This is a genomic window from Prochlorococcus sp. MIT 1201 (genome assembly GCF_047303415.1).
Classification (GTDB): Bacteria; Cyanobacteriota; Cyanobacteriia; order PCC-6307; family Cyanobiaceae; genus Prochlorococcus; species Prochlorococcus marinus_D.
Genome location: NZ_CP138947.1, coordinates 764,691 through 786,738 on the forward strand (window position 1 = coordinate 764,691; position 22,048 = coordinate 786,738).

22 protein-coding genes and 1 pseudogene are annotated in these 22,048 nt (G+C 46.2%); 13 read left to right on the plus strand and 10 right to left on the minus strand.

All coding sequences use genetic code 11. The annotated features are described in order from the left end of the window. Positions 1-273: 273 nt before the first annotated feature. Positions 274-528: a guanylate-binding protein gene (locus SIB41_RS03775; protein WP_413360562.1), complete on the plus strand. Its 255-nt coding sequence runs from the start codon at positions 274-276 to the stop codon at positions 526-528. Positions 529-686: 158 nt separating this feature from the next. Here the strand turns inward: SIB41_RS03775 and SIB41_RS03780 are convergent. Together SIB41_RS03780 and SIB41_RS03785 are read right to left on the minus strand one after the other, a co-directional pair. Continuing rightward, a pseudogene (locus SIB41_RS03780) lies at positions 687-1,210 on the minus strand (transposase); the annotation flags it as partial. A 180-nt stretch (positions 1,211-1,390) separates the two neighbouring features. Beyond that, the gene (locus SIB41_RS03785; RefSeq protein ID WP_413360564.1) at positions 1,391-1,921 is read right to left on the minus strand and encodes a flagellar basal body rod protein; all 531 of its coding nucleotides are present in this window, start codon (positions 1,919-1,921) and stop codon (positions 1,391-1,393) included. Between the two features lie 176 nt (positions 1,922-2,097). Here SIB41_RS03785 and SIB41_RS03790 point away from each other — a divergent pair, with 176 nt between their 5' ends. Together SIB41_RS03790 and SIB41_RS03795 are read left to right on the plus strand one after the other, a co-directional pair. Continuing rightward, positions 2,098-2,298 carry a hypothetical protein gene (locus SIB41_RS03790; protein ID WP_063395349.1) on the plus strand — a complete coding sequence of 67 codons (201 nt, stop codon included), beginning with the start codon at positions 2,098-2,100 and terminating at the stop codon, positions 2,296-2,298. Positions 2,299-2,671: 373 nt separating this feature from the next. Further along, a complete protein-coding gene (locus SIB41_RS03795; protein ID WP_413360566.1) occupies positions 2,672-2,926 on the plus strand; it encodes a guanylate-binding protein in 255 nt (84 codons plus the stop codon). 412 nt (positions 2,927-3,338) lie between these two features. Here the strand turns inward: SIB41_RS03795 and SIB41_RS03800 are convergent, their stop codons facing one another. The 3 genes from SIB41_RS03800 to SIB41_RS03810 are packed head-to-tail and all read right to left on the minus strand — an operon-like array spanning position 3,339 to position 5,655. Further along, positions 3,339-4,049 carry a hypothetical protein gene (locus tag SIB41_RS03800; protein WP_063395361.1) on the minus strand — a complete coding sequence of 237 codons (711 nt, stop codon included), beginning with the start codon at positions 4,047-4,049 and terminating at the stop codon, positions 3,339-3,341. Then, positions 4,049-4,864, minus strand: a complete 816-nt coding sequence (locus SIB41_RS03805) for a metallophosphoesterase family protein (RefSeq protein ID WP_011130339.1) — start codon at positions 4,862-4,864, stop codon at positions 4,049-4,051. The genes SIB41_RS03800 and SIB41_RS03805 overlap by 1 nt, the downstream gene beginning before the upstream one ends. Before the next feature lie 5 nt (positions 4,865-4,869). After that, positions 4,870-5,655 carry an ATPase gene (locus SIB41_RS03810; RefSeq protein ID WP_413361370.1) on the minus strand — a complete coding sequence of 262 codons (786 nt, stop codon included), beginning with the start codon at positions 5,653-5,655 and terminating at the stop codon, positions 4,870-4,872. 276 nt (positions 5,656-5,931) lie between these two features. Between SIB41_RS03810 and SIB41_RS03815 the strand changes: the two genes are divergently transcribed. The 4 genes from SIB41_RS03815 (at position 5,932) to SIB41_RS03830 (ending at position 8,326) form a co-directional block, all read left to right on the plus strand. Further along, entirely contained in the window at positions 5,932-6,111 is a 180-nt protein-coding gene (locus SIB41_RS03815; RefSeq protein ID WP_063399061.1) for a hypothetical protein, read from the plus strand. A gap of 133 nt (positions 6,112-6,244) precedes the next feature. Continuing rightward, positions 6,245-6,430 carry a hypothetical protein gene (locus SIB41_RS03820; RefSeq protein WP_196757062.1) on the plus strand — a complete coding sequence of 62 codons (186 nt, stop codon included), beginning with the start codon at positions 6,245-6,247 and terminating at the stop codon, positions 6,428-6,430. A gap of 921 nt (positions 6,431-7,351) precedes the next feature. Next, the gene (locus SIB41_RS03825) at positions 7,352-7,642 is read left to right on the plus strand and encodes a guanylate-binding protein (protein WP_081215454.1); all 291 of its coding nucleotides are present in this window, start codon (positions 7,352-7,354) and stop codon (positions 7,640-7,642) included. 462 nt (positions 7,643-8,104) lie between these two features. Next, a complete protein-coding gene (locus SIB41_RS03830; RefSeq protein WP_011130345.1) occupies positions 8,105-8,326 on the plus strand; it encodes a hypothetical protein in 222 nt (73 codons plus the stop codon). A gap of 1,165 nt (positions 8,327-9,491) precedes the next feature. Here the strand turns inward: SIB41_RS03830 and SIB41_RS03835 are convergent. Then, a complete protein-coding gene (locus SIB41_RS03835) occupies positions 9,492-9,851 on the minus strand; it encodes a DUF2237 family protein (protein ID WP_063399058.1) in 360 nt (119 codons plus the stop codon). 1,277 nt (positions 9,852-11,128) lie between these two features. On the opposite strand from SIB41_RS03835, the gene SIB41_RS03840 reads away from it, so the two are divergent. Both SIB41_RS03840 and SIB41_RS03845 read left to right on the plus strand, forming a co-directional pair. Beyond that, complete coding sequence (locus SIB41_RS03840) at positions 11,129-11,260, plus strand: hypothetical protein (protein WP_255359767.1); 132 nt, start codon at positions 11,129-11,131, stop codon at positions 11,258-11,260. A 584-nt stretch (positions 11,261-11,844) separates the two neighbouring features. Further along, a complete protein-coding gene (locus tag SIB41_RS03845) occupies positions 11,845-11,967 on the plus strand; it encodes a thermonuclease family protein (RefSeq protein WP_413360569.1) in 123 nt (40 codons plus the stop codon). A 1,570-nt stretch (positions 11,968-13,537) separates the two neighbouring features. Here the strand turns inward: SIB41_RS03845 and SIB41_RS03850 are convergent. Further along, positions 13,538-13,843 (minus strand): hypothetical protein, encoded by a 306-nt coding sequence (locus SIB41_RS03850; protein ID WP_063395352.1) that lies wholly within the window; start codon positions 13,841-13,843, stop codon positions 13,538-13,540. 204 nt (positions 13,844-14,047) lie between these two features. Further along, positions 14,048-14,302 (minus strand): hypothetical protein, encoded by a 255-nt coding sequence (locus SIB41_RS03855; protein WP_413360571.1) that lies wholly within the window; start codon positions 14,300-14,302, stop codon positions 14,048-14,050. Positions 14,303-16,538: 2,236 nt separating this feature from the next. Between SIB41_RS03855 and SIB41_RS03860 the strand changes: the two genes are divergently transcribed. The 4 genes from SIB41_RS03860 (at position 16,539) to SIB41_RS03875 (ending at position 19,639) form a co-directional block, all read left to right on the plus strand. Next, positions 16,539-16,745, plus strand: a complete 207-nt coding sequence (locus SIB41_RS03860) for a hypothetical protein (RefSeq protein WP_413360573.1) — start codon at positions 16,539-16,541, stop codon at positions 16,743-16,745. Positions 16,746-16,884: 139 nt separating this feature from the next. Next, positions 16,885-17,250, plus strand: a complete 366-nt coding sequence (locus SIB41_RS03865) for a GNAT family N-acetyltransferase (RefSeq protein WP_413361372.1) — start codon at positions 16,885-16,887, stop codon at positions 17,248-17,250. Between the two features lie 32 nt (positions 17,251-17,282). Next, a complete protein-coding gene (locus SIB41_RS03870; protein WP_413360575.1) occupies positions 17,283-18,911 on the plus strand; it encodes an FAD-binding protein in 1,629 nt (542 codons plus the stop codon). Next, positions 18,908-19,639, plus strand: a complete 732-nt coding sequence (locus SIB41_RS03875; protein ID WP_413360577.1) for a 2Fe-2S iron-sulfur cluster-binding protein — start codon at positions 18,908-18,910, stop codon at positions 19,637-19,639. Before SIB41_RS03870 ends, SIB41_RS03875 begins: the two co-directional genes overlap by 4 nt. Here the strand turns inward: SIB41_RS03875 and SIB41_RS03880 are convergent. Together SIB41_RS03880 and SIB41_RS03885 are read right to left on the minus strand one after the other, a co-directional pair. Beyond that, positions 19,587-20,789 (minus strand): hypothetical protein, encoded by a 1,203-nt coding sequence (locus SIB41_RS03880; protein WP_413360579.1) that lies wholly within the window; start codon positions 20,787-20,789, stop codon positions 19,587-19,589. The genes SIB41_RS03875 and SIB41_RS03880 overlap by 53 nt on opposite strands. Beyond that, positions 20,786-21,961 carry a hypothetical protein gene (locus tag SIB41_RS03885; RefSeq protein WP_413360581.1) on the minus strand — a complete coding sequence of 392 codons (1,176 nt, stop codon included), beginning with the start codon at positions 21,959-21,961 and terminating at the stop codon, positions 20,786-20,788. Before SIB41_RS03885 ends, SIB41_RS03880 begins: the two co-directional genes overlap by 4 nt. Positions 21,962-22,048: the final 87 nt, after the last annotated feature.

A 22,048-nucleotide genomic window follows, 5' to 3' on the forward strand; every position in this document is an offset into this window, starting at 1 on the left:
GGCGAGCTATAGGCGCCAAGCGGGGTCAGTTTTAGGTGCTCGAGGAGTTCATAGCAGAGAAGCCTCCAGGCTTGAGACTTGCTCAAGCCATGCAACTCTTGTCTTCCCTTGACGATGCGACCTGTTGATCGATCGATTTTGAGTCGCGAAAACCGTACCTGTGACGTTCACGATGGGATGTCTATCGCTAACCGGCCCTGGTTCTCACGACCCTTTTGGTTCGGTTGAACATTCTGGTGGAGTCAAACTAAGAGGGTCTTGAAGAGAACAATCATGTATTCACTATTCGACTCCGTCTTTGACGTTCCATTCGGCTACAGCATCCCTCGTGATCGCGTTGTTGTGATCCCTGATTCGCAGTACAACAAGCTGCGTGCGCAAGAAAACGAGCGCCAAGTTGCCAAGCTTGAAGCTCGCAAAGAGCATCACTCTCAGGTGATTGAGCTCCTCAATGAGCAGATCGGCGAACTCCAAGCTGCACTACCAGCAGCAGAGCCAGACAAAGAGATAGCGGCCACAAAAGAGTGACCGCTAACGGCAGCTGGAGTGGGACCCATCTGCCGATATTTGCTGGGATACAACGGTACGTTCTACGGGGCCTGCGGGCCCCTTTCTTGTCTCTGAGCTAATAGTTACTGTTGACATATTCCTACCATCTAATCCTTATGAAATACTCTGGATTCATCCAGCGTTGCCGAGAGCTTTAAAAAGGTTGGCGGCCACACACTGATGCCGTCTGATTGCAACCTGCTGTAGTGGCCATAGTTGGGTAAGGGTCATCAAAGCCTTTCCTTACAACAGCCACTTTGAGATTGGTATGGATAGTCCTCAAGGTGTTCAACTCTCTTCTGTGGTCTTTGGGGTGGATTGGCGTTGAGAAATACCTGGCCTCCCAGAAGTGCTCGCAACGCCCGCACAAGCGGTTTAGGGCCATGGCGGAGTACCAAGCAAACCAATGCATCAGCCTCGGCAAATCCTTGGCATCGGTTGGCTTAACCAGCAAGTGAAGATGGTTCGCCATCAGGCAGAGCCCATCAACCTTCACCGCAAACTTCTGTTTGGTCTTTTGAAGTACCGCCAACAACAGATCACGCCTAAGGGCTTTGGCAATCAAGAACTGCCGGCTATTGCAGCGCAGTGTGATGTGAAAACTGCAGCCAGTCGGAAGTAAGCGCTTTGCTCTCATTTTTGCCCTCAATTGCTCGAACATCTACAGCCTCAGAGCTGTTATTTCACTTATCGCTAAATCTTGCCTCGCCTGAGAGCACAGCCAGCTTCACACCAACATCCGTAATGCGATTGAGAGTTGGAGCCACCTGCAGCAAGCGGTCTCGGTGCGATGTGCATCTAGGTGGCACCAGCAGTTGATTGATCGTCCGCGGGTGATGCTCTAGGGCAATCGTTCAAACCTGGGCTGATCTCCACCAGTCCACATCCCATTCCAGCGGTAGCGAGCAGTCACTTCCTGATAGGTGCCGAACTTCGCCCGTCCCGTCGTTCCGCGGATGGTCACGACTCCATCTTTGAAGCTGAGATCCCGCAAGCCGTTCATTGCGAGATCTGGCATGGGTCGAGAGTCAATCACCACCGGGCTGACGGTTCTATTCGAAAAGCCGTTCTGCGAGACCAAATTGATTTGTAGACCAAGGGTGCCATTGCCCCCCATGCATCCCAGATCGCCCGTCCAACCCACCAGCCAAGCACCAGATGGGTACTTGGAGTGAGCTGGTTCAAGCTCGACCGTGGCGTATTGCTGATAACCAGAAGTTGACCCATAGATCTGGCAGGCCACCGTATGGCTGTAGCGGCGAACGACTTCCTTAGGGCTCAACCCAGGTTCATTTGCGAGCGCAATCGGTAAGACACTAAAAGCAGCAAAGAAGCTGACAGGGAGCCAACGACGATGGGATGGCAAATGCATATCGAGATGGTGCTTATTTGCTAGCAACCATCCAGAGATTTTCTATTGCCAGGTAACCTTTTGATGCCCAATCGATTTGCAGAACCAAGGGAGCTGTGGCGCTATCCCTCTCCTTGCAAGCGGCTTGAGAAACTGACCCTAAATTGGGTTAACGCTGCCGAGGGCTCTGCAAAAAAATGGTTTTCCGCACCCTGAGAACAGACACTCGTAGACGTGTGGAGGAGATCATCCATCGCTTAGCGACTGGAGAACCTGTCAGCCTCGAGGAGCGGGCTCAACTGCAGAAGTATGCACTCCACATTCCTTTTGTTGCAGGCCAATTGAGAAGAGCCCTTAAGCATCGAGAGGAACTGGAGGCAGATGGACTGATTGAATGATAAGAGGGTTGGCTCGCCACTGTCAGTTCTCTTTCTGAGCTTGCCACCCCACTCTGAGCTTCAGAACAGGAGAGATATCTTCACTCACTCATGAATTGCAGATATCCAAGGATGTGTTTTTTTGTTGCTCAACATCTTCGCAATGAGCATGTAAACCCTCAATCAGAACTTCATAACGCCGTCTAAACGACAGTTCTTTGCTAGACGCTTGAAGGTGCCATCTGTTGATCGATGGATTTTGAGTCGCGAAAACCGTACCAGAGTCGTTCAAAACGGGATGTCTATCTCCGACCGGCCCTGGTTCTCACGACCCTTTTGGTTCGGTTGAACATTCTGGTGGAGTCAAACTAAGAGGGTCTTGAAGAGAACAATCATGTATTCACTATTCGACTCCGTCTTTGACGTTCCATTCGGCTACAGCATTCCTCGTGATCGCGTTGTTGTGATCCCTGATTCGCAGTACAACAAGCTGCGTGTGCAAGAAAATGAGCGCCAAGTTGCCAAGCTTGAAGCTCGCAAAGAGCATCACTCTCAGGTAATTGAGCGCCTCAATGAGCAGATCGGCGAACTCCAAGCGGCCCTGCCAGCAGCTGAGCCAGACAAAGAGTTAGCGGCCACAAAAGAGTGATCGCTAACGGCAGCTGGAGTGGGACCCCTCTGCCGTCGTTTGCTGGGATACAACAGCACGTTCTACGGGGCCTGCGGGCCCCTTTTTCTTGTCTGAGTTGGCCAGTTGCTGGCAAGTGACAGTAAGGGGTTATTGGATAGGAGTGAAGATTGGGGGCGTGGTTAACAAGGCAATGCCTACCTGCCCTCCTCCGCTCATAGCTCCAGGTTTTTTTATTGTGGCTTCAGCAGACAAGGAATGCTTAGGGAAAGGAGCCAATGATTGCTTCAAAGGGGAACTGCTTGAGCGTTTAAAAGCTTTCGCTTTTCTAAGCATTGGATCGTAAGAGAGTGTTAAACCCCATTGCCATCAAGGGTTTAGGCGCTCCTGTCTTTCACTGAACTTTTAACTTGTCCTGTTGGGCAGGGTTCGTTCAAGCAAAACCGCGATGCTTGGATGGCGTTTGACTTCCGGCAGTGAGGAAGTCGATTTGATCGCTGCCTGGGTCGTACAGGGTGTAATGAGGGCCAGCTCCGATGCCGATCACGCTCCGTTTGGGAACCGTCTGTTGATGTTGCTGTTGACCCTCCAAATCCTTGACTTGTGAGTCGATACCTCCACCTGTTAACTCAAGACGAAATTGCTTAGTGCTGCGTGCAGTGAACAGTCTGTTCACATCGAGTCGTGTGAGGCGATCAAGGAGCACTAACGGTGAGCTCTCAGGCGTCAGGTTGTCGCCAACGTCCGCCGAGCTGCCATGGATGAGACCACAATCCAGTTCAATGAAGCCGAATTGAAGAGAGGCCAGCCAGTTCAAGTGAGCAGAATCAACAGCATTGACAAGTGCATGCACAGCATCTTCTCCTTGGTTGAGACGTAGTGCTTCGGCATTTCGATCACCACGAAACCCGCGCTCTGCAAGCAATTGTTCTTCCCACCACCCATAGATGCATTGGGGTTTTAATTCATTGCGATGAGGGTTTTGCAGACGGTTCAACAGTGCGTTGCAGTTGCGATCAGGACCAATCAGATCTCCCAAGACAAAGAGGGTCTCTACCCCACGGGTTTTCTTTAAGTCTCGCTGGATGAGGTTATAAACCTCCAAATCTCCGCGGAGACCGCTTACGAGTGCCCAGCGATCCATCAGCGTTCACACACGTGGCTGGCGTCTTCTGCTTGTTCGGCATATTCGAAGCCATGGCTCAAGCGCCAGGCGAACACTGGAGGTAGCCCCGCTTCAACAATGGCTTGACAGGTTCGCCCAACGTCATAGCTCACCTCTTTGATCTCAACCTCATCAGTGGCATCGTTGTGAATCACATAGGTGGCGCTGGTACTGCCGTGACGTGGCTCGCCCACAGAGCCAGCATTGACGATTCGACGCATTGGCAAATTGAGCTCGTGTTCCCCTGCGCTGTGGCTGCCGGCGTTTTGCAGGCGCACATGAATTGATCCATTGCGCAGTTCACGCACATAAGGCTGATGAGTGTGTCCACAGAAAAGGGTCTCGGCTCCTGCCGTTTCCACCCTTTCGAGTGCTGCAAAGGCATCCATATTTGGCAGCAGATATTCGTGTTGGCTATTGGGGCTGCCGTGCACAAACAGGAGCCGATCTCGACGTAACGATGTCGGCAGACTGGCCAGAAAGGCCTTGTTCTCATCAGTCATCCGCTCGGCTGTCCACTGATGGGCCAGGTGTCCGCGCCGTTCTGCCAGCTGAGATGGGTAACTGCACTCGCATGCATTCAGTCCATCGATGATGTCCTCGTCCCAGCAGCCCTGACAAGTGGGTATGGCACGTTCTCGCACCAGCTCCACAACTTCGTTGGGTTGGGGGCCGTAGCCCACTAAATCGCCAAGGCAGGTGATCGTCTCGATCCCTTGTTGATCAATGTCATCCAGCACCGCCTCGAATGCAGCGAGGTTGGCGTGCAGACACGAAATCACAGCATGAGCCATAACAATCAGCGTGAGTGAGTGAGTTCTGGTTGCCGATCTCGCAGAGGTGCCTGATGCATCTCCAATACGGCATCGTTAAGCAGGCAGTCGTCGATCGTCGACTGAGCGCCGACTGCATCGAGCGCTTTGCCTTGAACCACCAATTCAGACACTCGAGTGGGGCGGCCATTTGGTGGTGCAACTGCTTGCAGGGGCAGGAACTGTGAACCGTCCTGAGTCATCATCCAGTTGCAGAAAAATGCACGACCATCAGGCAGATTCATTAATGCCTTGGCTCGGTAAACATCGCCATAGGCACCGTTCACAAGTTCGAACCAGAAGCTGTTGAGGCTGCTGGGGTCCCAGACATATTTGTGAAGGCTGATGGTCCAGGATTCGAGCTTGCTGAATTCCAGGGTGTCTCGCTTCGGCAATTCAGGCTCTTGGCCGAAGTGGAGATGGCGGTCAGGGAGCAGCTGAAATGCTTCGAGCTGAGCTTTGACGCGAGGATCGATCCCGATCAGACCACTCTCCTTGGGAGGGCGGAACTGAGGAACTTCGATCAATGCCAGCAAGTCGTCCGGTTGGGATGCGAGGTCTAGATGCGGATCAGTGAGGTCTCTCAGTTGAGGAATTTGATCTTGGAGAAAGGCAAGATCTATTCCCGTGTCGGTGGCCTGTTCAAGGCCTTCATCGGTGTAACCCTCAAGTCGCAGGTATCCGCAAGAGCCTGGGTGGCTCTGCATTGTGTTGAGGATCCAGGTTGTTTTGCCGCAGCCGGGAGGCCCCGAAATCAGCCAAGTTTTACTCATGGTTGTCGCAACAAGGCTGTTGGCTGATTGAGTGGAATTCGCATGGTCATCATTTGGGGTTGGTCCAACCCGCCGCCCTGAAAGGCCCCTGAGTCTCCAGCCGTGGCCTCGGCCGATAGACGGAGAACCAAGACCAAGAATGGGAATGGGAATCATTCTCATCATGACTGGTTTGATTCCCTCCTGTCCACCCCCATCAAGAGATTGATTCGTTTGCTCAATAGGGGTGAGGGCAAATTCCAGTAGAAGAGGTCCATGTGCTTGCCTCACCGCTGTATGGACCGTCGCCATTGGTCTCTACTCGCAGGAGCTGTTCTACTCATTGGTGCCCTATCTCTTCTTTTCATTGAGATCGATTTAGGGATGGAAGAAGCCATCCCACAAAACCCAGAGGAACAGCCCATTCCTGACCCGCCAGAGACGTATGGCGCAGGCAAGATCTTGATGGGCGACTGACAATGATGCGTGAGATGAGGCGCGACGCGGCGTATTTGTTGCCTGACCCCAAGGGCTAGTGGTTTCTGCAATTCATGGATTGCGCTGGCCCTAGCGATCTCGATCGCGATATCGAGTTGTCCAAGGCCGCTCGATGAAGGCTGAGCCTGCCTTACTGAAAACCAAGATGATCAATCCCCACGTGGATGACCCGCGTGAGCGATGGAAGCAGCGCAAGAAAGATCGGTGGCAGGAGTTCTACCCCTCCTCAGGGTTAAGGCGTCTTAGTCCTCCGTTCGTGAAGCGCTATCAGCGAAGGTTTTTTCCAATCGCTCTTTGATTGCGTCGTTTGGTGCGATCTTGCGCCGCGAGCTGGCCTTCTGTTGAGAACTGAAGTTAAAGAGCCCTCCTGCTTTTCTCACTTCTCTGGCCCGATCAGGGCCTTTCCTGATCGTCAGTCTGAACAACCACCAAAAACCAAGGCCAAATAAGACAAGCAAAGAGAGAAGAAGTGCTAAAGCAGCGTTCGTCTCCATAGCAGTCCAAGGGGGTATTGAAACTTAGACCACCTGTTGTACACCGGCAGCTTTGCACACATCTGATCTGCGTAAATCGAAAGACCGGTGGAGTGTGCACCACCGAGGTAATCGAGGGCCTTTAAGGGCTTTTAGAGAAGGTTTCCTCTAACTGTTTTCTGATTTTGTAGCTCTGGATGCTGTCTTTTGGTTTGACCTCTTGTTGAGACCTGAAGTCAAAAAGACCTGTTCTCCCCCATCCGTTTGCCCCACCACGGCCATTTCTCATCGTCATTCCTACCCACCAAAACTGAAGGCCAAGGAAGACAAGCAAACAGATCCCAAGAGCGATATAGCCAGCATTCATCTCAACTCAGAGCGTGTTGCATAAGAGAAGCCTTGCACACATCTGATGGGCTTACATGACCAGATAGAGCAAGAACAATAAAAGTTGCTCCCAATCTGAGAAGAATTGGATCGGGCCTCTTATTGCTGAAGATCAGATCAACGGCGAAACCAGCGATCCAAGCGAGTAGCGGTTCTATGTCATCAACAAGATCACAGGAGAGAAGCGTTTGCTTTGAAACCTTGCGCAAGCAAAGAAGCTCTGGGGTTCCCTCGAGGATGCGATGGATTGATCGATGGATTTTGATTCGTAAAAACCGTACACGAGACGTTCAGGGGGTGATGTCTATCTCCAACCGGCACTGGTCCTTGTGACCTTTTTGGTTCGGTCGCCCGTTCTGATGGCGTCATGCTGTAGAGGTCTTGAACTGCACGACCTGTACTCACGATTCGACGAAGTCTTCAATGCTCCCTTTGGCTACACCATGCCTCGTGATCGCGTTGTTGTGATCCCTGATTCTGCGTACATGGCTGCTCAGGAACGTCAAAACGCACAGCGCGTTGCTCGTCTTGAAGCACGCAGAGCAGAGCATCTTTCAGTTGTTGATCAGCTCGAGAAGCAGATTGCCGAATTGCCGCCTTGTCAGCAAGAACCAGTGCCAGACAAAGGGTTGGCGGCAGCTGAAACCTGACCGCTAGCACCTATGGGTGTGGGAGAGAAAAGACCTCCTGGTTCCTCGGGGGGCTTTTGTTCCTAAGGGAATCTTGAACTGCAGCGTGATGGTGCACACCTCCACAAGATCAACACCATGGCTTTAAGAGGTGAGTTGCTGAGCAACAAGGGAAAAGTCAGCTTGGATTAATTCAAAATGAATCAGCAGATTTTTCTGACCAAATGGCTCAGTAAACGAGGTGAAATGATTCAGTCTTCAGCTTGTTCTCTTCTCCCAAGCCGATTTTATCGATGATCTTAAGGAGCTTGCTCTGATGGTTGGTGATCATCCAGTTGTTGATTGCTGCTTGCATGCTTGCGTCTATTCACCAGTTTGGGGCACTTATAGGCCGGCTAATCCATCTCTCTCTTACTGTTTCTTCTTGACTTCTTTTTTCTTTGATCGCAATTGTATTTTTAACGGACCGGAACGATCCATTCAATGCCAAACCAACAGCGGCTGCGAGCCCGCTTGCTGGAGTTCCTGAAGTTCCGAGTTCTGGCTGCTCAGGAGGAGTTTTTCACACCCTGGCAGAGCAAGGCTGGAATCGATTGCATCAAGCTACGTGCTTGGCTCTCTGATGTTTGGCCAGAAGCCCTTGCTCTCGATGACGACCAGTTGAAGCAGGTGCTTGATCAGGCCCGCTGGCTTTATGTGAACTGAGGCCCCAAGAGAAAGAAGGCTCCCTTCAGGCTATTGGGAGAACCAAAGAAATACATTCGCCAATGCGGCTCAATCTCTGATGCTCTTCTTGCTGATCGGAGCTCTGGCTGCTCCTTCTAGAGCTGAGAAACCATACGTCAACCTTGACTGTTAGAAAAATACCTCGACCTATGCCCACAGTGGTGCGTCGGAGAAAGATGGGGCGACTCAAGCAAAGAGTTGAATCAATATCTGGAGAATTAGGGGGGTAAGGAATGGGAAGAGGCGACGAGAACCGACTGCACCAAGTTTTGGGCTCCCTCTATTGATGGCACTGGCTGGAAGCAGGGCGACGTTGATTGAGCAGATCGAGGTCTATCTCCTCTGCCATAAAAAAAGGCCCTCTGGTAGGTACAGAGGGCAGCTCATGCGTTCTTTCGCGCTTTGGCTAAGTCACAAGGCGTTTGCACGCACCAAGGCAACAAGCTTAGGTATCAAATGCCCACTCGCATAGCAACAGGGGGGGAGTAGGCGTTCTCTTGTATCCAAGATCCATAGTCCCTGTTTGTTTTATCCCACCTACGCAGCGCCAGGCTGATCCCACATCATTAGCAGCCAGCGGTCAGCAATCTGCTCCGCGAGCTGGTCGAGTTCACGAGCTTCGATTCACTTCTTCTCTCGTTTGGCACGCGTTCACCTGTTCTTGCCACACCTGCTCATCTCGAGCCCCATGCCAGTTGTATGCAAGGCTTCTTGTATGGAGATGAACGCTGGCTACATAGGGCTTGGGCTCTGTTTTCTTGTTTTCGCTGGACTTCAGTTCTGGTGGCTAGGTATGACGATGGGACTATTCAGTAAAAGAAGGGACTTACAAGTCGAATTCAAGCCTCCAAAGGAAGTCGGCACAAACTTCAAGCCGCAAAGGGATCTTAGTCCAATCAGTCGGGACGACGAATTTAAAAGGCGCTTGGAGCAGACCTTTGCTGAAAGCCCTTCACAAAGGGATGATTGATAACAACCATGGCCACTATCCCTTAAAGTACTGGGAAGTATTTAGTTCTTCAACATACATAAATCTGATTGATGCCAAAGTATTGTTCGAAGAGTATTAAATAATGATTCCTTAGCGCATCCGAGATATCGATCATGCCTCTTAGTGCTCTCAATTCTCAAAGATCTATGCAGCTCAAGCATGACTGTATTGCTTGAGTATCTGAAGATCTATAGCTGTTAAAACCTCAATATTCGTTGCCTCTAATCGAATATTTGGGGCCATGCCATCATCATAGGCTTGTTTCCAACGAGATGCACATACACACCAATGATCACCTGGCTTCAAGCCTGGGAAACCATACTGAGGCATTGGCGTTGATAGATCGTTGCCTTGAGCTTTGCTATAGGTCAGAAATTGCTCGCTGATCACGCAGCAAACCGTATGCTGACCAAGGTCATTCCCATCAGTTCTACATTTTCCGTCTCGATACCAACCCGTGTTCGGATCACAACTACAAATCTCGAGAGGTTCACCTAAAACATTTCGATCCATTTGCAAATGACTGATTAGCTAAATCCTATAGGTTTAAAGCTACATGGCAATAGCAACTGAGCCTTAGCATTTGCTTTAAGATAAGCATAAGTAGTGTTTTGCCTGCTTCAGGTAAGAAGAATTCTATTTACCGCTGATGAATCCAACGATCAACCACGCTAAAACTTGGTCGTTCTGGATCACTAAAATCTAGTCGGTACTTTTTAACCTCGTAGCCCCATCCATTCCCAGAGTGATATTCGTATTCAATAACTGATGAACCCGCTTGTCTTTCGATGTTATGGAGGAACAGGCTCCTGCCTGGGGTCTCGATGGGTGAGTTGTCTCTGAAATTATTCTTCGAAAGGCAGAGCTTCCTGCTCCCATCACCATATCTTATTGCGAAGATCAATTACTTATTTCCATAAGCGTTGAATCTACTTGCGTAATCGATTTGCCAATTCCTAGGATCAAAAGAATCACTTGCTAGCTCACAATCGGCTCCAAATGCTCTTTTAGCTTTAGAGATTAGTGAAGAGGATTGGCATGATTTTTCAATATCATTCCTAATATTTACTTGCCGAGCACCTGAAAGCTCCTCCAGCCTTTCAATTGTAATCCAATCTTTGTCGTTGACTCCACGACCAATTATTTTGCTTTTCCAGAGCCCTTCTCTGCAATTATAGCTATAAGTTGTGCCTTCAATGACTTTATCCTTTGGCTCCGTAGAGGTTGTTGATGTGCAGAGCAATATGCCGGCTAATGCACATTTGAGAATGAAATCTGAGATTGGCCTGCATCGCATATATAGGGTTTAAGATGATTTGTATATTTTATCAGTATTAGAAGACTCCGCTCTTGAACGTTATACCTTATCCGTTGTAGACTTGGGATCTGAGAATGATTAATGGATTTAGCTTGTATACACTAGCAAGAGGATTGTCTGGTTTTTACACGAGCGAAAGCAGCTCACCGGATTGGACTTTTTAACAATGCGCTTTGAAACCTTTGCGGACCTTCTCCCCTTAGATGCGAACCCTGAACCCAAGCGTGCTATCTACTGTGAGTTGTTTAGTGAGATCAGCTTCAGAAGCAGGCTTGAGCCAAGGCAGGACTTCTATGACAAGGCCATGTCTTCAACCTAGATAGAGCCTCGTGACTTGTTAGATAGCGCACCGGCATCTTCACCAGCAATGCCATAGCCCCCTTCTATTGCTTGACCTACGCTTCTTCCTCCTATCACCATGAGATGTGATCAGGCAAAATTGAGTTAGATGAGATCAAATGGAGGTTTAGGCATGACTGTTCACGAAAGAGATGTCGATGATGATTCCTATGACGAAGTTGATGAGTACCTCAGCAGCCAAGAATCTGATGAGGAAGAACGTGCTTACTTTCCAGTTGAAGACTCAAAGCCGCCTCACTACTGAGACACTTGTCTTTGAAAAGATCAACAAGAATTTGAAATCTCAATTGCCTTCGCGAACCTTTGCTCGATGGCAGCAGATAACTAAAGATTTTTGTGCCAAGGGATGTGCCGCTTATAGGCAAGGCACGATTGACACGCAGATGATCATTGGCTGCCATGACAACCTCAACCCTGCCCTTCTGAAGGAACTAAAAGGGCTGGGAGAGAACTGATGGGTCACTTGCACTGGAGTTATTTCGAAGTTGGTTTGCTGGTTGTTTTCTACTGGGGTTTGATGATTTGGTGGATCAGGAGAGCTAAGAGAAAGCAAGAGCTTGCTAAACCGTTGACTGAAAAGGAGTTTGCTAAGTGTTTGGAGCGGATATGGGCAAGGCACTTTTAGTTCTGCTTCTTACTCTTTGGGCAGCCTCTTCCAATGCAGCAGAAGTACTTGCGATAGGTGATGGTGACACTCTCGCCGCACAGAAGGCCGCCAATCCATCCAAGTGCGCTTTTGCCTGCAAATCCGCTCCTGAGACCTCACAGTCGCCGTATGACATATCAGCACGACAAGCAATAAAGGCTCTGTGAGCGGTTGGATCTGATGTGACTCTTCGCTCCAAGGCAACTGATCGCTATGGAAGAACCGTGGCAGAGGTCATTCGCAATGGCAGCAACATCAATCACTCATTAGTGAAGTCGGGAAATGCGTTTGTCTATTGGCAGTAGATCAAAGGGTGTGATCACAGACCTACTCAGCTCTAGAGATCACTGTCAGGCCAGGAGGAATGGGAATGTGGTCTGTTTCTGCTGGGATCAAGCGTCCATGGCACTACAGGTACAGGACAAGCAAGCAGGGCAACAGCAAGGGAACACGTTATCGCTGCAAGGGCATCAGTTCATAGCGTGTAGCACAGGAACTGCTCAGACAAGGAGACTCCTGTCTGGATGGGGATAAGCACGGGAAGGCATGTGAGTCGATCAGGCGGCAGATTGCAACTTGATGAAGGTTTCGTGCCGATAGGAGCCTGATAGAGCATTGTCTTAGCGGAGGCTCTTTAGCGATGCAACATCCCATTTGGGTAATCCTTGCTTGGGCAGTTGCTTGCTTTGCTGTGGGCCTGAAATTAAGAAGACTCTCCCATCTACTCTTCCAGAAGACACTGAATAGAGCATTCGCAACAGAAGACTTCAGAGCATCGCTAGAGCGTATCTGGGAGAAGCAAATAGTGCGGTGAAACTAGCTTTCGAGAACTCTTGCATGATTTTAATTAAAAAGGTATGAACCCATAGTTAATTTCCACTGGCGTATCTAACTATGGAAATAACGGCAATGATGATTACACCATATGTCCAGATTGCTCCACTTCTATTCGTTAGCCTCTCTAACCAAACAGGAAACCCTGAAGCATTATTGATCAGTAGATAGGCTAGACCCAAGACCACCATGGGAATGCCTAGCGCTAGTAATAAATCCATTGCTTTAGTCCATTGATCCTAATCATACCCTTTGTATCGTGAAAGCAAGTATTTTTTCAAGACAAAGGAGAAGGCTGTCGTTTCTTTGGGGCCGATTTAGTCCTATTGCCTGATAGTTTTGTTCCACCAATCCGGCAGAAAATCATAAAAAGAGCATAAGAGAGTGGGCTACTAGCTCATACAGCCATGGCAAAGCAATTCAGTTCTAAAGATCACAACCTTGGGAGGTTCACTGCTGGACTTGAGAGTATTTATGGGATCCTGGAGATACCAGCACGGAATTCGACGGCCTAAAGCTAGCCGATGCCCACTTATCTCAAGGCGATGTGCAAATGCCACGGCATCAAGTACTCAGAAAGCTAAAGAGTTCAATCCGTCTGAAAGTCTGCCGACCGTCTTCTTCTTGGGCTATGGCCTGACTGACAGCCTATGAACTATCTTTTGTCTGCCTGGTTAACTGTCCGAGGTGGGCCAGTCATTATTTACTTAAATGGCCTTAGCCAGGTGATACCACTTTGACTTTTGCTTGATTTAAAGATGACGACGAAAGGGTTGTATATCTCATTAAATATATAAACAAACTTTTGATCTAAAATTCATACCAGAGCAACGCCCCAAAAGGTCTATAGTGGCGTAGTCTCTCTGGCCTGTGGGGTAGTTGCATGCTTAAAAGGTGCTTCATTATCCACTTCCCTTTTGGCTGCAGCTACCAGCCGACCTAAATTGTAGTCATGAATAAAGAGTGAGATAGTCCTCCTTTGACTTCATGGGGTACACCAGCTCTCTGTTCATCGCATAGCAGCTGTGTGTTCTCAAGTGCCTAACGATCAACTAGATAACGATTGTTGATCAACTCATCAAAGACTGTTGCGCCTCTTGCTTTCTTCCCGGCTGATACAGGAGTGACCTGATCAAGTACAGCGGCAAAGCAAGTGATCCAGAAACTACCTTTGCAGACACCAGCTGATTGGCAAATGTGATCAGGAGCGACTTCAATACAACCCTGCGTTCGAGAAACTTTGATACTTGCGATTTGAGAGTCAAGCTCTAGATCCAATAGCTGTGCCTCTCTTACAGTTATTGCTGTCCCTGCGGCATGGCATTCGAGCAACATTTGATAGTTCATCTATAGACCAGCTGCTAGTAGATATTATCTTCACATGTCTAGTGGCGAGTCGATTCAAGGGTTAGCCGCTATCCCATCGGTATTTCTAGCAGCTTCGGACACCTCGAAGATGCGAGAGCTTTTTGAAAAAAGAGGCTTGGAGGGCCACGTCAGCCCTGGGTAAGGGGTCGTGTCACCCTCCTGCACCAGTTCAGAGCTAGCAAGTCAAGCTCTTGGCTTCTGCTCGAGAAGACCTTTCAGGATTTCCTTTTGCCTAGCAGCAGCACGGATATAACCCCTTTGTAATTCTGCTTCAGCCAATTCCTTCTTTAGAGGAGCTTCTACCTCCGCCAATTCCTTCTTTAGACGAGCCAATATCTCAGCGATTTCGTTTTTTAGACGAGCCTCTGCCTCCGCCAATTCGTTCTTGATACGAGCAATCCGAAGATCGATTTCCTGCTCGCTTTCCTTGTTGTTCATCTAGATACGGAAGGGCTTGTCCAGCTGATGCTCTCACATGGCCAGGAATGGAAGAACAAAAAGTTGTGCCTAACGTGAGAAGAAGTGGATCGAGGCTTGTATTGCTGAATATCAGCACACGGCGAGGCCAGCGAGCCAAGCGAGGGGCAGGTCTTCGTAATCGACAAGATCACAGGAGAGAAGCCTCTGGGTTGAAACTTGGCTCAAGCAAAGAAGCTCTGGCCTTCCCTCGAAGATGCGATGGGTTGATCGATGGATTCTTATGTACGCAAACCGTATGCGAGATGTTCAGGAGGTGATGCCTAGCCCCGACCAGTCCTGGCTCTTACGACCTTTTTAGTTCGCTCACACGTTCTGATGGCGTCATGCTGTAGAGGTCTTGATCTGCACGATCTGTACTCACGATTCGACGAAGTCTTCAATGCTCCCTTTGACTACACCATTCCCCCTTGATCGCGTTGTTGTGATAACTGAATCGGAGCACAACAAACTCCGTGAGGAAGAAAATTAGCGAAAATTGCATGACTTGAAGCTCGTAAAGAGCATCTCTCTCAGTGGATTGAACGCCTAAATGAGCAGATCGGCGAACTCCAAGCGGCAAATCCCGTTGGTGATACAGCCAAAGAGTAGCGGGTATAAGCGCTATCGAAAGGTGTAGTAGGAGCTATCTGCTTTAGTTTCCTGGGATACAACAGGACGTTGTCTGATTTTGAAGGGAAAGACTCTCGTTTTGAGAAAAATATAGTCCCTGGTCGTTATCGCTCTTTATCAGATCAATCTATTTGAATGGTTACTCCTTGACCTGCATCGGCAACGTTTAGCAATGGTGAACTGGTTGATCTCCGCGTGGACCAGTCTCAAAAATGCAAAACATTGCTTGGATAGATTGGCAGGGTTTTGAATATGGTTTAACCCTCTTCATTTCCATGTAATCTGAAGAGCATTTAATGGGTATTAGGACAGGACTCTTCTAGTTCTGTCTTATTTTCTAGCTTTGGGGCTTTCAACAAGAGCAAAGTTTTTGCTATGGGTAGACCTTCCTGCTGACTTGTCTGATCTCTATATTGAAAAATTATCTCTTAATGTGATTTCGTGTAACTGACTCGAAGGCTTTCGATATTGGTTCATTTGCGTAAGGCAGCAGCTTTTGGTCAATATAACCGGCCTGACGTTTGAACTATTTAACCCAATACAGATGTCGAACTTTCAGTGAAATGTGGATTTGAATACGATAAAGATTCTAGATATTTTGTTGCATAACATCAGCAAGAAATCGCTCATTTAGAAGAGTTGCTTAAACGCTCAATCTTTTCGTTCATTCATAGAGTTGATGGTTGAAGCATTACTGCAACTATCGCCAAGCTGCAGAGCAGTCAGGTTTAAGTACAGATCGCTACTTAGATCGACAATCTGGAGTGCTACATCCCTAACTCTCAGGCTCTTGTACACATCCGTAGGTCAAAAGGTTGGTCGTCAAGGGTGGTATTAAGACCTCTAATCAGCTTCTACAACGTTCGCTGGATGCTCAAGAAGCTCAGGCTTTTTGGGGACGATTCGTTGAGATGTCGATCAGGCACCAAACATTGATTGAGGAGATTCGTCGTGGTCATACTCTGAGTTATGACATAGACATCGTGGAATACTCGAGCACATCGCTTAGGAGAACAAGAAGGCGCAAGAGAAGGCTATTGCAGATGAAATCAATGGGGGGCGCGGAATCCGGAGGATTATGCACAGGCGGAGATCCAGTATTAAGAAGATGAGAAGGGCAAGTAGACCCAAACGCAAAGGGCATACATGTGCAGAGCAAAAAATATCCCTTCGCTAGTGAGCAAAAGGGCCTGGGCGATGTGGAAATTACTTATGAGGACAGCGCTGTATCAAATGCAACACCCAAGAACCTTATTAAGATAGATATTGGCAAAATATATGGAGTGAACAAGATTAGATTTAGGTAAAGGCGTAAATATGTAGCTTATCATAGCTCTCCAGCAAGCCCAATCAGTGATTGTCTTTTGAACAGGGTCGGGTGATGGAGATCAGCTGGCCTTTTGAAAGATGCCCGTGCTGAACACTCACACCAAACTTTTAGTGCCCGCACTTAGCAGTGAATCATTATAACAACTTTTATCTAATCAATAGAGCACATGAAAATACAATAGTTTCAGAACGTGTAGAAGTTGTAGTCAGAACGAATCAGGTCGCCTAAGAAGTATGTAGATGCATTTGAAAGACTATGGCCACCAATGATTTTGACGCTTCTATGGATGAGGAACTCACAGAAGAAGAGTTCAATGAAATCGCAGGAGGCAGGATTAGCATAAAAGATCTTGCTGATCGTTTAAATGTGCCCACAAATAAGCGGCGTAATTTCTATACAAGGCTTATGTCACCAAAAGGATTTCTCTCCAAACCAGATGCACAAGTTCATCCATTTGACTGAGTAAACTAAAGTTTTGACATCAATTCCTATGAAGATGAGGCCATACAGGAGTGAGGATTGGGGCCCTTTTCTTTCCCTAGAGATTGAGACCATTTCCGCTTCACTGCCTCCAGAAGAATTGGATATTGAAAGTTTAAGAATGAGATGGCCAGAAGTATTGCGAAGTAAATATGAGTGGAGTGATTCTGGCCCAAAAGCGAATAGAGGACAAGTGACCGTAATTGAAACATTAAATAATGACTATGGAGGTCATCTATGGGTTGCCGATCACGAAGATCTTTTTACTGGTGTAGTGCGATGTTGGATTGTCACCCTAGCGATAACTCCCTTATATAGGGGGCAAGGGTTGGGTAGTAGATTAATACAACATGCAACTTCAATTGCTCGAGCTAGAGGTGCTAAGTCAGTGGGTTTAAATGTTTCAAAATCAAATAAAGAGGCCAAGAGTCTATACTCAACGTTTGGGTTTAGTGAGGCCAGGTCAACAATGATGCTCAATCTTTAGACTAGTGAATGAATTGTAGTAACTGAGGTTATATGAGTTTTTTATATCAGAGTTTTAAAAGTGAATCTTCATTTGGATGCAGGAAAGATCCACCTTCACTGAACAATTCACTCAAACAACAACTCCTAAAGGACCATCACCCTAACCAGCAATCTGAGTTGATGGAATTGATCCCTTTTGGGGTCAATGCTGGCGATCCTGCTCCGCGCGAACTAGTTGACCTCTTGGCAGCTCCAAGCATCATAAATTATAAAAGTGAACGAGCACCACGGATTGACGAAGAAGTCGATGTTTTGGTCCTTGGTGGCGGTGGAGCTGGGATGGTTGCTGCGTTATCTGCACATGGCCAAGGGGCATCGGTGTTACTTGCAACAAAGCTCAGGCTTGGAGATTCCAACACATTGATGGCTAACGGAATAAGCGTGGCCTTAGGGAAAAAAGACTCAAAATCTCTTCATTTTTTGGACACTTTTATCGCTGGCGGATTCGCTGCAGACCCTACTCTAGTCCGTACATTGGTAGAAGAGGGGCCTGATGCAATCGAATGGTTACGCATGCAGGGTGTAGCCCTTGAATGGAACAAAGAAGCCTCAGTAGAAGAGAACAATCGCTTAGCAGGACATAGCGTGGCGCGAGGAGTTAAATCACTAATTGGTGATACCGGTGTGGAGATAATTCGAACCCTACGTAGAGAGTTAAACAAGCATGGAATAAAAACCCTTCAGTTTCATCCAATTATTGATTGCCTGAAGGATGCTCAAGGAAGGTGTATCGGTGCGGTTCTACTGAATACAGATACAGGTTCTTATAAATATGTAATTGCTAAGTCTGTCATTCTTGCTACAGGCGGTTTAGGACGTCTTCACTGCGGTAAATCCATCACATCAAACCACTACGGAGCAACCGGTGATGGACTTGTTGTTGCTTATAGAGCAGGCGCAAAGCTTGTGCAGATTGATTCATTACAATATCACCCGACAGGAATGATATGGCCTGAAAGATGTCAAGGTAGACTGATATCTGAGCACTTTCGTTTACTAGGTGCTCATCTTGTTAATCGTGATGGCAGACGATTTATTAACGAGAAGGAACTTAGAGATGTTGTTAGCGCTGCAATTTTGCGAGAATGTTCTGAGGGAAGAGGAGTTCAAGCAGCTTCAGGAATATCTGGCGTATGGCTTGATACTCCAGAGTTGATTAAACGACTTGAGGTAAGAGGATTAGAATCAAGAACAGTAGCGTCTACTGCAGAACGATTAATGCGCATTGACTTGGATATAAAAAAATTTCCATGCCTGGTTAGGCCGACCCTTCACTTTCACAATGGAGGATTATATATTAACTCTCAATGTCAGACCTCAGTTCCTGGCCTTTTTGCAGCCGGCGAAGTTTCGGGAGGTATTCATGGCAATAATCGGCTTGGTGGCAATGCACTATTAGAAGTAGTAGTTTTCGGGCGACGAGCAGGAATGAATGCTGCTAACTACGCTGCAAATGCTTGCCGATCAAGTGTTAATCTTGATCATATAATTAAACACAATAAGCAATCATTTAAAGAGAAGACTAATTCACCCATACTCTTCCCAGACTATTCTATAGACTCAATTGGAATCAAACAAAAAGATACTGCTGCAAATAGTTTCAGTATAGAATCATCATGACTAGGAATTTAGTCAAAATCAGATATAATGGTATCAAATATCAAGTTAGAGCTGGGGCTACAGTTTTAAACGCACTTGAAGAAGTTGGGGTTTCATTTATTCATGGTACAAGTTGTCGCCAAGGCATATGTGGATCCTGTGCCTTGATCTATCGTATTAATGAAGAAAGTGAACTTCTTGGTTTACTGGGATGCCAGCATTTTGTGGTAGATGGAATGGAAATCATGTCAACCCCACATATCCCATCTAAAGAAAGAAATTTTGATCCACATGATCAAAACCCTATAGAACTACTTTTACAAACCTATCCAGAAATCAATAATTGCAATGACTGTAATGCATGTAATACTATATGCCCATTGGAAATTGATGTCAATAATGTTATAAAGGGATTTGCAAAATGGGAACTTAATGAGGCTATTGATATGTCATCAAAATGTGTGGCCTGTGGGTTATGTAGTTTACGGTGCCCAGTAAATATCATGCCAGAGAATATAATTATGCAAGCAAGAGGTGTCTTTAACATTGCTATAGCACAGAGTATGGTGCCTATACCCAATAAAGCAAAAAAGGAGCTTGCAAGAGAGACTATGGAGCTAGATAGAATCTGCTTGATGAGCAAAGAAAGTTTAACCTTACAAGCAAACTCCTTGAGAAGAGAAATATTAGAAGGCTTTATTGGTTACGAAAAAATGGACTCAGAAAAGGATTTTCAAGAATCTGATTAACCATTGATAGAATTGATTCTTCAGATTTGCTGACCATTTGCTTATTTTTCAAATTTCTCATAATAACTTGAGCATCACCACCAGACTCTAAAGCAACACAAAAAATAGTCGTAAATAACGAATCTCTATCCCCCCCGACATTATTATTTAACTCGGCAATAAGTTCTGTTATTATTTCTGATGAGTTTTTCGTATTCCATAGTTCTTTTACAGACTCCACAATTGACTTATGATCAGGAGAGAACATAATGACTGCAAGAAATCGACGCAAGCTATAATCATATATGTCAGAAAATAGATCACTAACAAGGTTTTCTCTCTGACTTAATGGCAATGATTTGATTAGAGCTAGACGGTCTTGACTATCTCCTGACCATTGCTTACAAAGGGCCTTAAAATTAGAATATTCTAAGTTTAGAGATTGAACTTTTAGCAGCATCTTATAGCCACTTAATGTATCTGTTGACTGGAGCATATTATTAACCCTTTCTAAGAATAGCTGTTCATGAGATATTGATAATGGCAATAATACTTTGAGCTGATTGTCAAGCAATGCAGCTTTAGAATTTGCTGATAATGCCGCATTACCTATATGTCTATAAAAACTCTTTAAATCTGATAATCCATTAGAATTACGTACGCTAAGACTAACTGAAGGTCTAGGAATATGCGCGACTCCATGAACAAAGTTCAAACCTGGTTCTACTTTTACCACATCACCACGAAGCAAACGCTCAATTCCCAGATATTTCATAGAGCCAATGCGTAAGTCAGAGTGAAAGAATCTGCTTTCCTCAAATTCATACCTTGAATGAATTGCTTCTCCGTCAAGAATAGTAAAAGCACCCCCCCATTGATGTGAATGAAGATCAGCAACTTCATCAATCCAAAAATGGATATACACATTGAAATATGACGATCTGATTAAGGGTATAGCAGCTGCAGGATGTGTTCCTAATCTATGAGCTTGATGATCTTTTGAAACCATATGTTCCAGTAGAGAATTCAAGTTGAAATTCTCGTGAAGTTTACATCTTTTAAGTGCAATTGTTGCTGCTTCGGGGAACCCAGAGGGTTCATACTTCATTCGCATCCATTCCGAATGAATAGACAGATATAATTCCTTGATAACTGTATTTAGTGTATTCATTTGAACAGTACAGAGAGAAAAGGGCTTCTGATAAGTAGTTCAAGAATGCTTGTTAGACTGGATTCTTTTCTTGAGTCTGCAGCATTTCCAATGAGCTTAAATTGGGTCTTTTTAGGATCTCCCTCAAGTATAAAAAGTGATTTTGCTGCTTTAACTAAGAAGGGTCTGTGCTCAATCCCCAGAAGCTCATTTATCTTCTCAAGCCAATCTAGGATACACTCTTCTGCAATGTAACCTTTCGTTTCTTGAATAGATTTAAGCATTGTTTCTCTATCTTTTGATAAGAAAAGAAATGCCATAAACTCCCTAAGACTTCGATCATGGATTAGCTTCCACCTAGAATAGAATAGAGGCTGGCGGTTCTGCTCTAATAGAGAAGGAATAAATGCATTGCGAAGAGTTTCTCCATCAAGCCAGTCATGGATGATTTCAGTATATAGATTTTCAGGTACATGATTATATTCTCTAATCTTTTTCAAGAGAATATATGTTAAATCTATATCTAGCTTTTTTAGGATATATTTTAACTTTTCAAGGTATTTATTAAAGTCTATTGCTTTGTATGCATTTAGTATCTTAAGATAGTTTCTGACTTCTTGAGATGTTGCATTTGTTGCCAATGCGACATCTTTGTATATATTAAATGGCTGCGTATAATCACATCTTCTTCTAACACTTATAGTTAAAGATGGCCTTGGCAAATGGCAAACGCCATGCACCATTCTGAGCCCAGGATGCACTTTTACAATATCTCCTCTTGTAATTCTCTTAGATGAGGTGAACTCTAGGCTGCCAATGCTTAGCAATTTAGAGATTGCTTTACTTTTAATAAAGGAGTATTCAAAATGAATGGCATCCCCGCATACGACTTGAAAAGCACCACTCCAATCATGAGAATGGAGGTCAGCAAAATCGTCCATCCAGAGATGTGCCATTACTTGATAATGATCAGTTGAAATTAAAGGGATAACATTACTACTGCTATGTAATTTTTTTTCGTCATGCGTATATTCTTCTGAAAAAACATGATTTAAAAGACTGGTTGGATTTACGGATTCATGAAGTGAAGCTTCCTGAAGTACTCGTTCAGCAAAATCAGGAAATTCCAGGTCAGATACTCGCTTGCCATTTCTTTCTAGTAATTCAGCAACAGAGTCAAGAGCCTGTCTCATGAAGGAATTGCCCAGCAACTAATTTCTTGTATTAAAAAGCATATCTCTACAGTAGCACTGTTTTGCTTGAACTGTCTAAGCGTAATT

Coding starts and splice junctions, on each gene's coding strand:
- SIB41_RS03835 (WP_063399058.1), bottom strand. CDS start 9,851: ATGGATCGAAATGTTTTAGGTGAACCTCTCGAGATTTGTAGTTGTGAT.
- SIB41_RS03815 (WP_063399061.1), top strand. CDS start 5,932: ATGGACCGTCGCCATTGGTCTCTACTCGCAGGAGCTGTTCTACTCATT.
- SIB41_RS03775 (WP_413360562.1), top strand. CDS start 274: ATGTATTCACTATTCGACTCCGTCTTTGACGTTCCATTCGGCTACAGC.
- SIB41_RS03795 (WP_413360566.1), top strand. CDS start 2,672: ATGTATTCACTATTCGACTCCGTCTTTGACGTTCCATTCGGCTACAGC.
- SIB41_RS03820 (WP_196757062.1), top strand. CDS start 6,245: ATGAAGGCTGAGCCTGCCTTACTGAAAACCAAGATGATCAATCCCCAC.
- SIB41_RS03790 (WP_063395349.1), top strand. CDS start 2,098: ATGGTTTTCCGCACCCTGAGAACAGACACTCGTAGACGTGTGGAGGAG.
- SIB41_RS03830 (WP_011130345.1), top strand. CDS start 8,105: ATGCCAAACCAACAGCGGCTGCGAGCCCGCTTGCTGGAGTTCCTGAAG.
- SIB41_RS03825 (WP_081215454.1), top strand. CDS start 7,352: ATGGCGTCATGCTGTAGAGGTCTTGAACTGCACGACCTGTACTCACGA.
- SIB41_RS03850 (WP_063395352.1), bottom strand. CDS start 13,843: ATGAACTATCAAATGTTGCTCGAATGCCATGCCGCAGGGACAGCAATA.
- SIB41_RS03800 (WP_063395361.1), bottom strand. CDS start 4,049: ATGGATCGCTGGGCACTCGTAAGCGGTCTCCGCGGAGATTTGGAGGTT.
- SIB41_RS03860 (WP_413360573.1), top strand. CDS start 16,539: ATGGCCACCAATGATTTTGACGCTTCTATGGATGAGGAACTCACAGAA.
- SIB41_RS03865 (WP_413361372.1), top strand. CDS start 16,885: ATGAGATGGCCAGAAGTATTGCGAAGTAAATATGAGTGGAGTGATTCT.
- SIB41_RS03880 (WP_413360579.1), bottom strand. CDS start 20,789: ATGAATACACTAAATACAGTTATCAAGGAATTATATCTGTCTATTCAT.
- SIB41_RS03870 (WP_413360575.1), top strand. CDS start 17,283: ATGAGTTTTTTATATCAGAGTTTTAAAAGTGAATCTTCATTTGGATGC.
- SIB41_RS03875 (WP_413360577.1), top strand. CDS start 18,908: ATGACTAGGAATTTAGTCAAAATCAGATATAATGGTATCAAATATCAA.
- SIB41_RS03785 (WP_413360564.1), bottom strand. CDS start 1,921: ATGCATTTGCCATCCCATCGTCGTTGGCTCCCTGTCAGCTTCTTTGCT.
- SIB41_RS03810 (WP_413361370.1), bottom strand. CDS start 5,655: ATGAGTAAAACTTGGCTGATTTCGGGGCCTCCCGGCTGCGGCAAAACA.
- SIB41_RS03805 (WP_011130339.1), bottom strand. CDS start 4,864: ATGGCTCATGCTGTGATTTCGTGTCTGCACGCCAACCTCGCTGCATTC.
- SIB41_RS03855 (WP_413360571.1), bottom strand. CDS start 14,302: ATGAACAACAAGGAAAGCGAGCAGGAAATCGATCTTCGGATTGCTCGT.
- SIB41_RS03840 (WP_255359767.1), top strand. CDS start 11,129: ATGACTGTTCACGAAAGAGATGTCGATGATGATTCCTATGACGAAGTT.
- SIB41_RS03885 (WP_413360581.1), bottom strand. CDS start 21,961: ATGAGACAGGCTCTTGACTCTGTTGCTGAATTACTAGAAAGAAATGGC.